Origin of the sequence: Maribacter sp. MAR_2009_72, assembly GCF_007827235.1 — a bacterium.
GTDB lineage: Bacteria > Bacteroidota > Bacteroidia > Flavobacteriales > Flavobacteriaceae > Maribacter > Maribacter sedimenticola.
Genome location: NZ_VISB01000001.1, coordinates 3,710,391 through 3,726,479 on the forward strand (window position 1 = coordinate 3,710,391; position 16,089 = coordinate 3,726,479).

The following is a 16,089-nucleotide window of genomic DNA, read 5'->3' on the forward strand; positions in this document are numbered from 1 at the left end:
GGAAATTAATTGTCCAGTTATGTGCTATGACATTAAAACAAGTTTAGAAGCGCAGTTAAAACGCGCAATGCGAAATAGTGATCTAAAGGCCATTGAGGAAATCGTGGAGAAGTTGGCTCCCTTAACGGATCTTCCCGTTTACCATGCATCTGGTTTTTCCCATCCAGAAGTATTGATATATACCAATGAAGACCCATTTTATCCAATTATAGCAACCTGGGGGCTTATTCCGCATTGGGTATCAAGTGAGGAACAAAAGCAAAAACTTTGGAACAGTACCCTGAACGCTAGGGTAGAAACTATTTTTGAAAAACCTGCCTTTAGGGATGCTGCAGTTGAGAAAAGAGGAATACTTTATATAGACGGGTTTTATGAACATCATCATTTTGGAAAACAAACCTATCCTTACTTTATTCAACAAAAAAACGAAGAACCTTTGGCACTTGCCACGCTATGGTCGGTATGGAAAAATCCAACCACGGGAGGAACCATTACCTCATTTTCCATTGTCACGACCTCAGGTAATGAACTTTTGGCAAAAATCCATAATAATCCAAAATTGGAAGAACCCCGCATGCCATTGCTGTTAACAGAAGAAGCGGAAACGTTATGGTTGTCAGATAACCATACTGTGGAACATGATATAAAGACTATAGTTGAACAATTCAATACTGTTCCGTTAAAAGCTTATACCGTGGGTAAGCTACGCGGTAAAAGTTATTTGGGAAATGTGCCGGAAGTTGTGGAGGAAAAAACCTATCTGGAACTGGAACCGTTAAAACTAAATCTTTAAGAATGGCTTATAACGAACATCTGGCGGAGCGCGTAAGGCAACGCTTAAAGGGCAAAGCCGTGGTAGAGGAGAAAAAAATGATGGGCGGGTTAACTTTTATGTGCAACGGAAAAATGTGTTTGGGTGTTCTAATAGACAAAAAATCCAATGAAGATCGTTTGATGGTTAGGGTAGGTAAATTAAATTATGAGGAACTGTTACAACGATCGGATAGTATGCCGATGGATTTTACCGGAAAACCCTTGCGTGGGTTCCTGTTCATTACACCCAATGGTTTTGATATGGAATCCCACTTGGATTATTGGGTGATAAAGGCGTTGGAATTCAATGCGCTTTTAAGCGAACAGTAGCTAAGCATTGTTACAAGCCCAATGAAATGATTAAATTTACCGCGTGAGCAAAATATTGCCTTTTTTGGAATGGGTGTCCACCTATAAAAAATCTTTTCTACTACGCGATCTGTTGGCCGGACTCACCGTGGGCATTGTTTTGGTGCCACAGGGTATGGCCTATGCTATGATTGCGGGCTTGCCCCCCGTTCATGGTTTATATGCATCATTGTTTCCGGTATTGGTTTATGTCTTTTTGGGTACTTCTAGAAGAATAGCGGTTGGTCCCGTAGCAATGGATTCCTTATTGGTGGCCGTTGGTCTGGGGGCATTGACCATAACGGGAGTGGAGGACTATATTAAAATGGTGGTAATATTGGCTTTCATGGTGGGTGTTATCCAGTTTCTTTTAGGCATATTGAGAATGGGCTTTTTGGTAAATTTTTTATCCAAACCGGTAATAAGCGGATTTACATCCGCAGCGGCTATCATTATTATTTTAAGCCAACTCAAACATCTACTCGGTATTGTTATGCCCGGCGGTAACAAAGTTTATCAATCTGCCATTAACTTACTTTTTCATTTAGATGAAATAAATTATGTGGACCTCGGTATTGGGCTAATCGGGATCGTACTATTGGTCGCATTTAAAAAGTGGAACAGGAATATTCCTGGTATTCTTATCATAGTTGTATTGGGTATGGTTGGAGTATTTCTTTTTAAGTTGGATAATTTTGGTATTCAATTGGTGGGTAACGTACCTGACGGACTTCCTGCATTACAATTACCATCATTGAATTTAGAGGATTTTAAAAGGTTGTGGCCTATTGCCATTGCGCTTGCCTTGGTGGGCTATTTGGAAGCAATTTCAATTGGTAAGGCCTTGGAGGATAAAAGTGGTATAGAGACTATAAAGGCTAATCAGGAATTAATAGCATTGGGGACGGCAAATGTTGTAGGATCCCTTTTTCAGGGTTATCCTGTAACGGCCAGTTTTTCCCGTTCGGCCATAAACTTTGATGCCGGTGCCAAAACAAATTTGGCCGGTTTGTTCAGTGTAATCCTAGTTGTACTGACCTTATTGTTTCTAACACCTTTATTTCAATATCTGCCCAATGCGGTATTGGCAAGTATTATAATGGTATCGGTCGTAAAATTAATAGATTTTAAATATTGTAAATATTTATGGATCAATAGAAAAGATGAATTTGTGGTGTTGTTGGTAACCTTTTTTCTCACCTTGTTCATGGGCATTGCAGAAGGTATTTTAATAGGAGTATTATGTTCTTTGCTATTAATGGTTTATAGAACTTCTAAACCGCATTTTGTAGAAATTGGTAATATTGGCAACTCGGATTATTATAAGAACGTAATAAGATTTGCCGATGAGGTGGTAGTGCGCAACGACCTTCTTATTGTTAGGTTCGATTCCCAATTATATTTTGGTAATTCGGCTTATTTTAAGAAACAGTTATTAAAGCATATAAGGGCAAAAGGTCCCGGACTTAAAGGAATCATATTAAACGCCGAATCCATTAATTATATAGATGCCACCGCAGCAGATATGTTGACCAGGCTTATTCATGATATACGGGAAAGCGGTAAACAATTTTATATAGCTGGCGCAATTGGCCCCACAAGGGATATTATCTTTAATACGGGTATTATTAAGGAATTACAACGGGAATTTTTGTTCGTAAAGACCAAAGAAGCAGTAGATTTTTTCGATAATCCCAATGAAATATCATTATTGGCGGCCAAAGTTGCCTATGAGAACAGTAAAATGGCTAAATTAAAAAAGAATTCAAGTTAGCTTTAATTTTAAGATAGATAGATTAGTAATTGAAATTTTAAGTGCAAATGAATATTGAACAAATTTATACGGGATGTTTGGCTCAAGGAGCATATTACATAGAAAGCAATGGGGAAGTTGCCATAATTGATCCATTACGTGAGGTTGCTCCCTATATTGAACGTGCAAAAAACGACAATGCCACGATCAAGTATATTTTTGAAACCCATTTTCATGCAGATTTTGTAAGTGGACATGTTACCCTTTCCAAAGAAACAGGGGCCCCTATAATTTACGGTCCTACCGCACAAACTTCATTTGATGCAATTATAGCCAAGGATGGACAAGAATTTACTTTAGGAAAATTGACCATTAAAGTATTGCATACGCCCGGACATACTATGGAAAGTACTACTTATTTACTAAAGGACGAGCATGGAAGGGACCATGCTATCTTTTCTGGGGATACCTTATTTTTAGGGGATGTGGGTAGACCGGACCTGGCCCAAAAATCTGCCGATATGACGCAGGAACAATTAGCAGGTACCTTGTTTGAAAGTTTACGTACTAAAATTATGCCTTTGGCAGACGATGTTATCGTGTATCCTGCCCATGGTGCCGGATCGGCCTGTGGCAAGAATATGATGAAGGAAACCGTAGATACCTTGGGCAACCAAAAAAAGATGAACTATGCGCTTAGGGCAGATATGACCAAGGAAGAGTTTATTAAAGAGGTCACTGACGGGCTCTTACCGCCTCCCAAATATTTTCCGATTAATGTAAAAATGAACAAGGAGGGGTATGAGGACATAGAAACGGTGTTGAACCGAGGAACCCGTGCACTCACTCCTGAAAAATTTGAGCGTCTGGCCAATGAGACAGAAGCTTTGGTGTTAGATGTTAGACATCAAGATGAATATGTAAAGAACCATATTCCACGTTCCATATTTATTGGGTTAAACGGTGACTTTGCTCCTTGGGTAGGTGGTTTGATCGCCGATACCAAACAACCTCTATTATTGGTAATCCCTGAAGGTTTGGAAGAAGAGGCTATTACCAGGTTGTCCAGGGTAGGTTTTGATGCTGCCATTGGTTACCTAAAAGGGGGAATGGCAGCGTGGATAGCTTCGGGTAAGGAAACGGATTCTATAGTATCCATATCCGCAGATGAGGCAAAACAAAAAATTGAAGAACGGATAGCGGTCTTCGATGTTAGAAAAATTGGTGAATTTAAGAGCGAACATATTTTAAATGCGGAGCATACCCCGCTAAGCGAACTCAACAAATATTTAGCTAAATTTCCAGAAAACGATGACTTTTTGGTGCATTGCGCAGGCGGGTATAGGTCGGTAATAGCCTCTTCCATATTAAAAAGTAGAGGTATTCATAATCTTATAGATGTCAAGGGCGGATTTGGGGCATTGAAGAAGGAAGGTGTTGCAACTACGGACTATGTATGTCCTTCAACATTATAAATGATTTCTATATAGCTATAGTATTTTGCTTCATATAAGCGGTAATTGTATAGCTTTTATATGTAAATTTAAAAAGCAAACGTATAAAAGAGATGCTAAAAAAATTTATTTCACGAATAGGTATAATGAACACTATCATGCTATTGGTCGTATTATCAATAATTGTGGTTTCTGAATATCTTTTTATGTCCGGTAAAAAACTTGATGCAATTTTTGTTGCGTTTTGGGCACCTACCATCCTTGGATTTATGAATTACCTAAAGTTTAAAAAGTAGTGGAGTTCGTTTTAGCTTACTCAATTTTTGTAGCTGTAATCTTTATGGTATGGTTGGTATTTGTAATAAAAATGTATAATAAAATGAACGAGTAGTACCGCCAACTTTACCACAAATATTAAGGTAGCGCATAAACACTGCTCGGGTTTTTTCTTAGGTAACTTTCCACAATACGCTGGGTTTCCAAAGTATTTTTTTGCGGGGTTATATAGAACTCAATATCCGCCACATCCTGTATCTGGATATCCTTTGATACATACCCGTAACCGGCATAATTATTCTCACGGATCAATACAAAGGCATTTTCATCCATATGCCTTCCGTTGGTTTTTATCAGTAATGTAGATTGTATGTCCTTAAGACTTTTTAAAGCTTCAAGAACCCTTTCATTGTATTGTTTTACCAATGAGACATCAGAACAAATACCTATGCACTGTTTTAATTTGTAATGGGAGCATATAGCAATATTTTCCTGTAAATGACAATATTTAGGGCATAGGTCGAACATACCGCATAAAGCCTCTAAATACTGTCTGGCCTCTGTAGGGCTATAACAAACCGCCAAAGCATTGGGTGTCATTTTTATCTTATTGAATGCCAAGTGGATAATTCCGTTACGGTCCTCATAACTAAATATTCCATATTGCTGTACGGTTCTTTTTTGGGCCCTGTTGTATTTTGGATAATGCTTTTTTATTTCTGCGGATTCCTTCAATAAAGCAATGAGCTCATTGCCCGTTTCCTCAAAATCTAATGATGTTGTTTCTGCACAGAGTCTTATTTCCTTGGTTTTTTTATCATAAAAATGCCCAAGTACCCTTTTTTTGATATTGATGGCCTTACCCACGTAGATAATTTTCCCCTTCATATCCTTAAAGTAATAGACTCCGGGGGTCATTGGTAATTTATCATATTCCGCTTTTGGTAAACCCGGTGGTAAAGTGGCCTCTTGTGATTTTGAATTTAAAAATTGTTTAAACACCGTTTCCGCACCTTGCGTCCTTAACAATTTATGAAATAACAGTACGGTGGCATGGGCATCTCCTCTGGCCCTGTGCCTATCGGTTAACGGAATGCCCAATGAAGCCGTGAGTTTTCCTAAACTATAGGAATGATAACCTGGCAATAATTTTCGGGAAAGACGAACCGTACATAGTTTCTTTCTGGAATAATCCAACCCCAATTGTTTAAATTCGTTTTTAATGACATTGTAGTCGAAATTAACGCTGTGGGCAACAAAAATGGTATCTTTTGTAATGGCCTCAATTTGTGGTACAATTTCTTCCAATAAAGGTGCATTTCTCACCATATTATCATCAATACCAGTTAATCCTGTAATGAATTGGGGTATTTCACATTGCGGATTTACCAAAGAGGTAAACTCGTCAACAACTTCATGACCATCATACTTAAAAATGGAAATCTCGGTTATTTTATTTCCTTTTACACCATTTCCGGTGGTCTCTATGTCTATTATGGTATACAAAAGATGTACTAAAATTTTGGGTAGATAAAGTTAGTTGATTTATAGGTACAAAACTTACATGAAACTATGTTGCGGTCAAAAACGGGAATCATTTTATAGAAAATTACAATCTCGGTCCAAAAAATCAAGACCTTATTTAAGTTATAGTAAAAATTAATCTAGGATAGATAAACTCCATGTTCAAGGCATTGCAATGCCTTATAATTTCTTACTGTATTGCGTTTTTATAGATGAAAAACCGTTTTACAAAACAAGGATATTTTCTTTTGAACCCACGGTTGGTCCATTTATAAGCGGTGTTGTTCAACGATTAGCCAAATGAGAATGGGGATTGTGTTAAACAACGATTTTGCTTGCATCCTACCGATGTAAATCTAAGTTGTGAAAATTACCTTGCTATTTTAGCCTTAAATAAGTTGTAAGATTTATTTGGACACGATTATTTTTTGAGTATTAATTGTTCGTGTTGCAAACAACATGAACGCATTTGCTTCAGATCTTTATTAATTAAGATCTGTGTCAAGAAAAATTTAATTTAAATGGATTCGATCCAAGAACTATTTTTGAGTTTACCTGTTTTAATGGTCATATCAGCTTTAATTGCGTATGTAATGGCTACTAGGTTTAACTTATATCCAGTAATCATTTATGTGTCCAAGACCAAGGGACTAATGGATGTTCCCGAAGAAAGACGGGTGCATACTTCACAGGTGCCCAATCTTGGTGGCATGGGCTTGTTCATTACATTTTCCTTGACCTTACTTTTGTTTGTACCGTTTCTGAACAATACTGTTGAGGATTTAAGTAATTTACTTTCATTGTTGGCCGCTACAATTATATTATTGTTTTTGGGTATTAAGGATGATTTGGTATTTATGACCGCTAAAAAGAAATTGGTCATTCAACTTATAGCGGTATCCATGGTGTGTATTCTTCAAAATGTAAGGATATCTAATTTTCATGGTTTATTGGGCATAGCGGAATTGCCCTATATTATTTCTGTAGGCTTTACCATATTTGTCTTTGTCTTGGTAATCAATGCTGTAAATCTCATTGATGGTATCGATGGCTTGGCTTCTTCCATAGGAATTTTGGCCAGTTTAAGTTTTGGTATTGCATTTTATATGGCAGAAAATTATTTAATGACGATAATGGCTGCAGTATTGATAGGTTCCTTAATGGGCTTTTTGAAATATAATCTATCTTCGGACAGGAAAATTTTTATGGGTGATTGCGGATCGCTTATTGTTGGTTTCTTATTGGCCTACCAAGGTGTTGGATTTCTAAATATAGATCCAGAACTGGTTTTTGAGTATAATTCTGAAAACTCATCCATTTTACTTTTGGCCATTTTATCATACCCGTTGTTTGATTTATTGCGTGTTTTTATTGTAAGGATTGCCCAAAAGAAAAGTCCGTTCGATGCGGATAGTAATCATATTCACCACAGACTATTACGTTTGGGGCTAAATCATAAGCAGGCAACAATGTTTTTAGTGGTCAGTAACCTGACCTTGGTCTTAATAACGTATTTTACTATTAACTTGCCAATTAATATGAGTTTAATAGTCGTAGTTTGTTTTGGTTGTTTATTATATCTGTTACCTTTTTTAAGTGTCTTTGAGGAATTTAAGGGAGAGGAACCAGAGGAAATAACCCCGGGTGTAAGCGGTAGGGTTCTTGAAGATAAAAATGACGATGCAAAAATCATTTCATTTAATGATAGATTGGCTAAAAAGGAATCCAACGGCCACGATCATAAATTGGATACAATACAAATAGAACCAGAACATCAAACTACAAATACAAAGACCATTGACAGCACTGAGAAGTTCAAATTCTATATTAATGAGGAAAAAGTACTTGTGAACCCAATAGAAGCTGAAATTCAATTGGACCCTAATAAGTTAAATACGAAATAAGGTTTTTTCCCTTTACATTCTTTAAACAATCGGTATAATCAAATTACCAGATTTAGGGGTTGTTTTCAAAATACTATAATCTTATCCAAGAAATTAGTTCAATACCTTACAAGTGAGCCAGAGCGGTAGTAAAAATAGCTATAGACAGATAATGAAAGCTACCTCCATCTTTGGTGGGGTACAGGTCATTAATATTCTTATCTCTATTGGACGATCTAAGATACTGGCTATATTATTGGGTCCTGCAGGTATAGGTATTCTCGGATTGATCATGTCTACCACTAAACTAATAAGTTCCTTGACCAATTTTGGTTTGGGTATTAGTGCCGTAAAGGAAATAGCCATTGCGTTTGAACTGGGAGATGAAAAACAGCTTTCCAAAACATTAATCATCGTTAAGAGATGGATTTGGTTTACCGGTCTTTTTGGCGGAATCTTGACCTTAGTATTATCCCCTTGGTTAAGTGAACTATCTTTTGGGAACAAAGATTATACCATTGCCTTTGTTTGGCTTTCAATTACATTGTTATTAAATCAATTAACTAGTGGAAGTTTTGTGTTCCTTCAAGGATTGCGCAAACTCAAATATTTGGCGAAGGCCAATGTTATAGGAGCAGCTTTGGGACTTTTGGTTTCTGTGCCCATTTATTATTATTTAGGGGTTAAGGGTATTGTACCCGCCATGATATGTACCTCTATCCTAGGTTTTGCGGTCGCATTTTATTTTACCAAAAAAATTAAAACCCAAAAAGTTCCTGTTTCCGTAAAGGAAACTAAAGAAAAAGGGAAGAATATGCTTGTTATGGGCTTTACGCTAAGTATCAGCGGAATCATGGTTCTCGGCGTTTCGTACATAATAAGGATATTTATCAATAATAACGGTGGGGTTGAAGATGTTGGTTTGTTCAATGCCGGTATTGCAATTATATCTACATATGTAGGTTTACTGTTTACCGCTATGGAAACGGATTATTTTCCCAGATTGTCTGCAGTGGTTCATGATAATGAAAAGGCCATTACATTAATTAACCAACAGGCAGAAATTGCAATGTTGATTCTAGCCCCGGTTCTGATTGTATTTTTGGTATTCGTTGAACTTATTATTACCATTTTATATTCTTCAGAGTTTATCCCGGTCAAGGAAATGATATATTGGGCAGCACTTGGTATGTTCTTTAAGGTAGCCGCATGGGTAGTGGCATTTTTCTTTATCGCAAAAGGAGCCAGTAAATTATTTTTCTGGAATGAGTTGATAACCAATTCTTATACATTGGCCTTAAATCTTATTGGCTATTATTACTGGGGCTTAACAGGGTTAGGTCTCTCTTATATGGCCTCCTATTTTATTTATTTGATACAGATATATGCAATGACCGGAAAAATTTATGGCTTTAAATTTTCTACCTCGATCATTAAAATTTTCGCCATTCAATTTTCATTGGCTATAGGATGTTTGTTGACGGCCAAACTATGTTCTTCTCCATATAATTATGTAATTGGTATTCTATTTATACTTATTTCCATGTATTATTCGTTTAAGGAACTAGACAAAAGATTAAATCTTAAAGATCTATTAGGGAAATATTTTAAAAAATAAATATGGTAAGTGTTTTTAACGATTGTAAAAATTTAATTTTTAGCAGCAAATAAACGTTTTGATGAAAAAAATCAAAATACTATATCCATACCTTATTCTGTTCTTTTTGATTTTCATGGGACCGGTTAAAGTGGGCCCTATTACATTTTCCCAAGTATGGAAAATTCCTTTATTTGTCTTTCTTTTTTGGCAAGTACTGATAAAACGTAATGATAAAAAGCTTGGCTTTATTAAATGGTCTTACGCACGGGCTACCAAGAATATCGTTACCGCCAATTTTTCCATCAGTTATTTTTACGGTATTGTTGATTTCATAAGGTATATGATGTTTCCCTTAATGTTCGAGTACGCCTACAGGCATATTAAGAATATTAGAAAGTTGGATAAACTTTTACTGGGTTTTGCGCAATTTGTTATTATATCGGGCATACCTTTTACATTTGGACTATTGGAGAGTAAGGCTAAGGATGTTTTAAGTTTTAAGGATTTTGACAGCTACTCCGGTATGTTTCAAAATTCGCACGGTGCGGCAATTACCACCACAACGGCAGTTTTGATATTATTGGCATATATCAAATCCAAATCAACCTTAATCCGTTTTCCAAAATTGAATTATGCCCTATTGGCCTATGGTATTTATTTAATATATCTTACTTATATCCGTACCGGTTACCTCATGTTCGTAATTGGACTCATTTTCTTGTTCCTTCCTAAAAAATTGACTTTAAAGCAAGTACTGTCCGGTTTAGGTATCCTTATACTGGTCGGGGTAGGGTTCTATATCCTTCTTGAGAGTAATGAGGCCTTTTACAATAGAATTTTCGACATTAGGAACGGTAAGCAAACAGCAGCCGGGTCTGGTAGGTTGCTCTTTTGGATGGCTTCTGTTGAGCTTTGGTACAATGGTAATATTTTCGAAATGATATTTGGACATGGTTTTTTTGACCTGATCATGCATATGTACCAAGAAACGGGACTACCTGTATATGCGCATAATGAGTTTTTTACACAATTGGGCCAGAATGGGCTTTTAGGTATAATTTTTTTTATCGGATATTTAATTTCCTTGTTCAAGTTCATCCTAAAAAGAAAGACCTTGCCGTCATATAGACTGGCAATGGCCATTTTTTTCCTTTATGGCTCGTTAATGATGACCCAGGGGGGCATGTGGTTTGAGTTGGACATTTTTATGGTATTGGTTTTTGTAAAGCTGGAGTTTGAAAATGTATTAAGAAAAAGAATGTTTAGGAATGCTTAAGAATATTACGGTAACCGTACCCAAATTAACATTGCCAGGAGGTGTAAGTGCGTTTTGGAACGCTTTGTTCCCAGAGTTTAAGGCTCATGAACACGTTACGTTCACACCCTTGGAAATAGGAGGGCATGGTAAGAATATTTTTGGACCTTTAATTGATATATGGCATTTAAAGAAAGCTACCGACAAGCCTACTGATTTGTTAATCCTAAACCCATCCTTAGGAAGTCGTAGTTTTTTTAGGGATGCTTTTTTTGCAAAGTACCTTCTTCGAAAAAACATACCTTTTGTATTGTTTTTCCATGGCTGGAATTTGGATTTTGAAAAGCGGATTGATGAAAAATATGTTTCGTTTTTTCAAAAAAGCCTGGGCAAAGCAAAAAAAATATTTGTGCTGTCAGAGGATTTTAAAAGTAAACTCTTGGCATGGGGATATAAGGGTGAAGTAGTCGTATCAACCACAATGGTCAACAGAAGCTTGTTTCCCAATGTTGCTGTGCAAGAGCAGGAGATTAACAAAAGTTCTGATTTCAGTATTCTATTTCTATCTAGACTTATCAAGGAAAAGGGTATTTATGAAACCATTGCCGCATTTGAAAAACTGCAGGGAAAACATAAAAATATTGAATTGATCATTGCTGGGAGTGGTAATGAATTGGAACCCATTCGCAAGCTTGTAGCAAATAATGATCAAATAGTACTAACCGGCCATGTAGAGGGGCAGAAGAAAATTGCGTTGTACCAAAACTGCGATGTATATTGTTTGCCCAGCTATAGCGAGGGTTTGCCTACGTCGGTTTTAGAAGCTATGGCCTTTGGGAAACCTGTTATCACTACTCCGGTAGGCGGGTTAAAAAGTTTTTTTAAGGATGGTACAATGGGATATTTTGTACATCCTAAACAAGCTATTGACATAGAGGACAAAATAGCCATGCTAATGGTTCATCCTGAATTAAGGAAGGAAATGGGTAATTTTAATTACAATTTTGCGCATGAGCACCTCTTGAGCAATAAGGTTGCTCAGAAAATTCTTCAAGAATTAACACCTTTTCTATAATATCTTCATTAGTTATGTTACCGTTGTGTTTATAATATTATCACAATTGAGGGATTAAGGGCGTTACCATGTAATCAAGTTTTTATCCAAGCCATTAATCGTGTTTAATGTTATGTTTATAGAGTCCAACATTCTTTAATCCCTTATTTTATGGGACTTTATGCCCCTTTAATGTAAGTCTTCGAATCTTAATGTAGTTAATCGGCTTTCTTTAGATGATTAATGATGTCACCATAATTTAGCGGTAAGACGACGGCTAAGAGAATATTGCAGGATATGTTCTTGGCATTGTTACAAAGAAGTATATGTCAAAGATTATACATTCATTTTTAAATTTAAAAGCGTATTGCGAGGCTGAGCAATACAAAGGCTGGGATCCTTATGATGGACTTAATTCCAAAATTTTCAATGCCTTGCCATTAAAAAAATGGAACGTAGCCAGATTGGTATGGATTCAAGGTTTTAAAAGGTCTCCCATTAATTTTAGAAAATTGTTGTTTGTACCCAAACAGTACAACTCAAAAGGTTTGGCCTTGTTCCTTTCCGGATATTGTAATTTGTACCATATAACTGAGAAAGGAGATATTACTTTTGGTGATAAGGCAGCTATCAAGCAAGCTATTATTACACTTGCGGATTTGTTGGTGAAGCGCAGTGACAAGAAGCATAGTGGAGCATGTTGGGGCTATAATTTTGATTGGCAGGCCAGGCTGATTTTTTTATTTCCAAAAGAAACGCCCACCATTGTTGCAACTTCGTTTTGTGTAGATGCCCTATTAAAGGCTTATGAAGTAACAAATGATGACCGTTATTTAGACTGTGCCAAATCTGCGGCCAATTTTGTGACTCATGATTTGAACAGGACGACCATAGAAAAAGGATTTTTATTTTCCTATTCACCCCTAAAGGGAAATGATACCGTAATAAACGCCAGTTTGTTGGGTGCCAAGATTCTAAGTCAGGTGTATGCCTATACAAAAGAAGACCACTTGAAAGAACTTGCAAGAACTACCATTGAAGCTTGTTGTGAGCTTCAAGAGGAGGATGGTTCATGGGTTTATGGTCTTATGCCGGTTCAAAGTTGGATAGATAGTTTTCATACCGGTTATAATCTAGATGCTATACAGACGTATCAGGATATTACAGGAGACCAATCTTTTTCCAAGCATCTAGAATTGGGTCTGGACTATTATCTGCATACTTTTTTTATGCCAGGTGGTACCCCAAAATATTACCATAATGCTATATACCCTATCGATATACACTGTCCTGGACAATTGTTTGTCACTTTGGCCAAAACTAAAACCTTTTCCAAGAATGAGGATTTGGCCCAAAAAGTCATGCAGTGGACTATTGAGCACATGCAAGATGATAAAGGGTATTTCTATTACCAATTAAAGAAAGGAATCAGTTCCAAAATTTCCTATATGCGTTGGAGCAATGCTTTTATGTTCAATGCAATGTCCAACTATTTAAAAGAAGCTAGCTAAATGAAATCGGAAAAAGTAAGCGGTGTACAAATATATATACCAGAGTCAAGAACCAAATTAATGGAGTTTGCATTTGCGCACAAGAAAATACTTGTAGCAGTAAATGGAGAAAAAATTCAACATGCAAGTGAGCAGACCAGAGAAATAATCAATAGAAATGTTGGCTATTCGGATGGTATTGGTGCAGTTTGGGCCTTGCATAAAAAAGGACACCATGAGGCCATTAAGATTCCTGGGTGTGAACTTTGGTTGGATATTATCAATGCATACCAAACGGAGAAATCGTTTTATCTCGTTGGTGGCAAGGAAGAAGTCATTCAAAAAGCGGTTTCGCAATTGCGGGAAGAATTTCCTGCCATCAATATTGTTGGTTTCAGAAATGGATACCTAACGGCCAAGGATGACGAAGAGAACTTGATCAATGATATAGGCGCCAAAAAACCAGATGTTGTTTTCGTGGCCATGGGGTCTCCAAAACAAGAACTTTTAATGGAAAAAATGTATCTACGGCATGCCGCGGTTTACCAAGGACTGGGAGGTAGTTTTGACCTTTATATAGGGAACACGCATAGAGCCCCTAAATGGTGGTTGGACAATAACCTTGAGGGAATATATAGAACCTTGATGGAGCCAAGGAAAAGAATCATGAGAGATATAAAATTATTGCCCTATTTCTACAATCTGGTACTGAACAAGCTTTAGAGAGCCAATTGAGCATGTACCCAAAATACCCCTGATCTTAAAATAAACCTAATTATAAATTAAACAAGATGTTATCTACCCTAGTGTGTACCAATGATGATGAATGGAATGATTTTCTTGAAAAGGAAAATAACCATCAGATGGTTACCATTGCCCATAATCCGAGTTTGGGAAAAATATTGTCCAATACTTTTGGATATTCCTCTACCAACTATTTCATAAAGGACGGGGAACAAACCATTGGTGTAATGCCTATAGTCAATGTTGGTAAAAAGATGGTATCCATGCCCCATTTTTCATATGGAGGCCCACTAGTACAAACTTCATATGCAAACAATGTAAATTTATCCTCTCTAATAAACGCCCCTAGTTTTGAAATACGAAGTTTTGAAAAACTTTCTGAGCATTATATCGATAAAAAAATCAGCTGTATTCTAAAATTGAAAGATACGGAGGATGAAATGTTCATGACCATTAAGGCGAAATTAAGACAGAAAATCAGGAAGACCCTTAAAATGAATTTTGATGTAAAATCTGGGGGAATAGAGCTGCTGAATGATTTTTACACCATATTTTCCCAACGCATGCTCAAATTTGGTTCACCTCCTTTGGGTAAGCAATTTTTTAGGAATTTACTACAGCAATATACGTATGGCGATGTGCAAATTACCGTTATCTATGACGGGGTTAAAGCAATCTCGGCGGGTTTTTCCCTTTCTTATTTAGGCTTTAACGAACTATGTTGGTCAGGAACAGATGAAACATATAATAAGCAAAATGTAAATGCACTCATGTTTTGGGAAATGATCAAAACCTCCATTGCAAAGGAGCACCGCTATTTCTCTTTTGGAAGGTCTACAATAGATAGTTCCCAACATGAATTTAAAAAGCTTTGGAACCCTATGGAGCTTCCTATCTATTACAATCTATCAGAGGAGCCAAAGACATCATTGAGAGATTTTGAGTTCTTGACTAAAATCTGGAAATACCAACCACTACGAACTTCACAGATATTAGGGCATTATGTCTCTAAATATGTGTACTAAAATCCGCAGAAGTAATGAAAATTCTAACTTTTGACATAGAGGAGTGGTTCCATATTTTGGATAATCCATCAACCAAATCAGAAAAGGAGTGGGTAAATTATGAGTCTCGCATCCACAAGAATATGGAAACCATTTTTGAGATTTTGGACGTAAGCAAGGCTTCCGCTTCATTTTTCGTTGTAGGGTGGATAGCGGAAAAATATCCAGAGGTAGTAAGGATGATTTCTGATAGGGGGTATGAAATTGGTAGTCACACCCATATGCATCAATTGGCATATGAACAAGACCGCCCAACCTTTTATAATGATGTTGAACGATCGATCAAAACTATAGAGGATTGTATTGGGAAAAAGGTAGAGCTGTTCCGTGCGCCAGGGTTTTCCATATCACATAATAATAAATGGGCTTTTGAGGTATTGCATGAATTGGGTATTACCACAGATTCATCCGTTTTCCCTATAGAGCATGCACATGGCGGACTTAAGTGCTTCCCTAGTGCCAAACCATCCCTTATAGAGTATAATGGTGTAACCTTAAAGGAATTTCCAATAAATATCCAATCTATTGTAGGTAAGTCCATGGTTTTTTCAGGTGGCGGGTACTTTAGGTTGTTACCATACAATTTTATTAAAAAAGCGACGCTCAAGTCAGATTATATAATGAGTTATTTTCATCCAAGGGACTTTGATTATAAGCAACCCTTGATCAAGGATTTATCTTCAATAAGACGGTTTAAGTCTTATGTAGGTTTAAAATCATGTAAGCCTAAACTTGAAAAATGGCTAAACGATTTTCAGTTTATGGATATTTCCACAGCCAATGATCAAATAGATTGGAACCAAAAAAAAGTTGCTGTTTTAGATTAAAAAA

General features: G+C 36.7%; 13 protein-coding genes. 12 read left to right on the top strand and 1 reads right to left on the bottom strand.

The genetic code is table 11. From position 1 onward, the window contains the following. Window positions 1–19: 19 nt before the first annotated feature. The 4 genes from JM81_RS15590 to JM81_RS15605 are packed head-to-tail and all read left to right on the top strand — an operon-like array spanning window position 20 to window position 4,389. Window positions 20–793 carry an SOS response-associated peptidase gene (locus JM81_RS15590; RefSeq protein WP_144804746.1) on the top strand — a complete coding sequence of 258 codons (774 nt, stop codon included), beginning with the start codon at window positions 20–22 and terminating at the stop codon, window positions 791–793. A gap of 2 nt (window positions 794–795) precedes the next feature. Further along, the gene (locus tag JM81_RS15595; protein WP_144804748.1) at window positions 796–1,143 is read left to right on the top strand and encodes a TfoX/Sxy family protein; all 348 of its coding nucleotides are present in this window, start codon (window positions 796–798) and stop codon (window positions 1,141–1,143) included. Between the two features lie 43 nt (window positions 1,144–1,186). Continuing rightward, window positions 1,187–2,935, top strand: a complete 1,749-nt coding sequence (locus JM81_RS15600; RefSeq protein WP_144804749.1) for a SulP family inorganic anion transporter — start codon at window positions 1,187–1,189, stop codon at window positions 2,933–2,935. Window positions 2,936–2,982: 47 nt separating this feature from the next. Beyond that, on the top strand, window positions 2,983–4,389 hold the full coding sequence (locus JM81_RS15605) for an MBL fold metallo-hydrolase (protein ID WP_144804751.1): 1,407 nt from the start codon (window positions 2,983–2,985) through the stop codon (window positions 4,387–4,389). Window positions 4,390–4,782: 393 nt separating this feature from the next. Here the strand turns inward: JM81_RS15605 and JM81_RS15615 are convergent, their stop codons facing one another. Further along, on the bottom strand, window positions 4,783–6,150 hold the full coding sequence (locus JM81_RS15615) for an exonuclease domain-containing protein (RefSeq protein ID WP_144804753.1): 1,368 nt from the start codon (window positions 6,148–6,150) through the stop codon (window positions 4,783–4,785). Window positions 6,151–6,689: 539 nt separating this feature from the next. Here JM81_RS15615 and JM81_RS15620 point away from each other — a divergent pair. From JM81_RS15620 to JM81_RS15655, 8 genes are all read left to right on the top strand, one after another. Next, the gene (locus JM81_RS15620) at window positions 6,690–8,072 is read left to right on the top strand and encodes an MraY family glycosyltransferase (RefSeq protein ID WP_144804755.1); all 1,383 of its coding nucleotides are present in this window, start codon (window positions 6,690–6,692) and stop codon (window positions 8,070–8,072) included. 151 nt (window positions 8,073–8,223) lie between these two features. Beyond that, entirely contained in the window at window positions 8,224–9,669 is a 1,446-nt protein-coding gene (locus JM81_RS15625; protein WP_144804757.1) for an O-antigen translocase, read from the top strand. 61 nt (window positions 9,670–9,730) lie between these two features. After that, complete coding sequence (locus JM81_RS15630) at window positions 9,731–10,927, top strand: O-antigen ligase family protein (RefSeq protein ID WP_089259509.1); 1,197 nt, start codon at window positions 9,731–9,733, stop codon at window positions 10,925–10,927. Further along, window positions 10,920–11,981 carry a glycosyltransferase family 4 protein gene (locus tag JM81_RS15635; RefSeq protein ID WP_144804759.1) on the top strand — a complete coding sequence of 354 codons (1,062 nt, stop codon included), beginning with the start codon at window positions 10,920–10,922 and terminating at the stop codon, window positions 11,979–11,981. The genes JM81_RS15630 and JM81_RS15635 overlap by 8 nt, the downstream gene beginning before the upstream one ends. A gap of 305 nt (window positions 11,982–12,286) precedes the next feature. Next, window positions 12,287–13,471: a delta-aminolevulinic acid dehydratase gene (locus tag JM81_RS15640; RefSeq protein ID WP_144804761.1), complete on the top strand. Its 1,185-nt coding sequence runs from the start codon at window positions 12,287–12,289 to the stop codon at window positions 13,469–13,471. Then, window positions 13,472–14,173 carry a WecB/TagA/CpsF family glycosyltransferase gene (locus JM81_RS15645; protein ID WP_144804763.1) on the top strand — a complete coding sequence of 234 codons (702 nt, stop codon included), beginning with the start codon at window positions 13,472–13,474 and terminating at the stop codon, window positions 14,171–14,173. It abuts the gene before it with no gap. A 68-nt stretch (window positions 14,174–14,241) separates the two neighbouring features. Continuing rightward, window positions 14,242–15,219, top strand: a complete 978-nt coding sequence (locus tag JM81_RS15650; RefSeq protein ID WP_144804765.1) for a GNAT family N-acetyltransferase — start codon at window positions 14,242–14,244, stop codon at window positions 15,217–15,219. 14 nt (window positions 15,220–15,233) lie between these two features. Then, entirely contained in the window at window positions 15,234–16,085 is an 852-nt protein-coding gene (locus JM81_RS15655) for a polysaccharide deacetylase family protein (RefSeq protein WP_144804767.1), read from the top strand. Window positions 16,086–16,089: the final 4 nt, after the last annotated feature.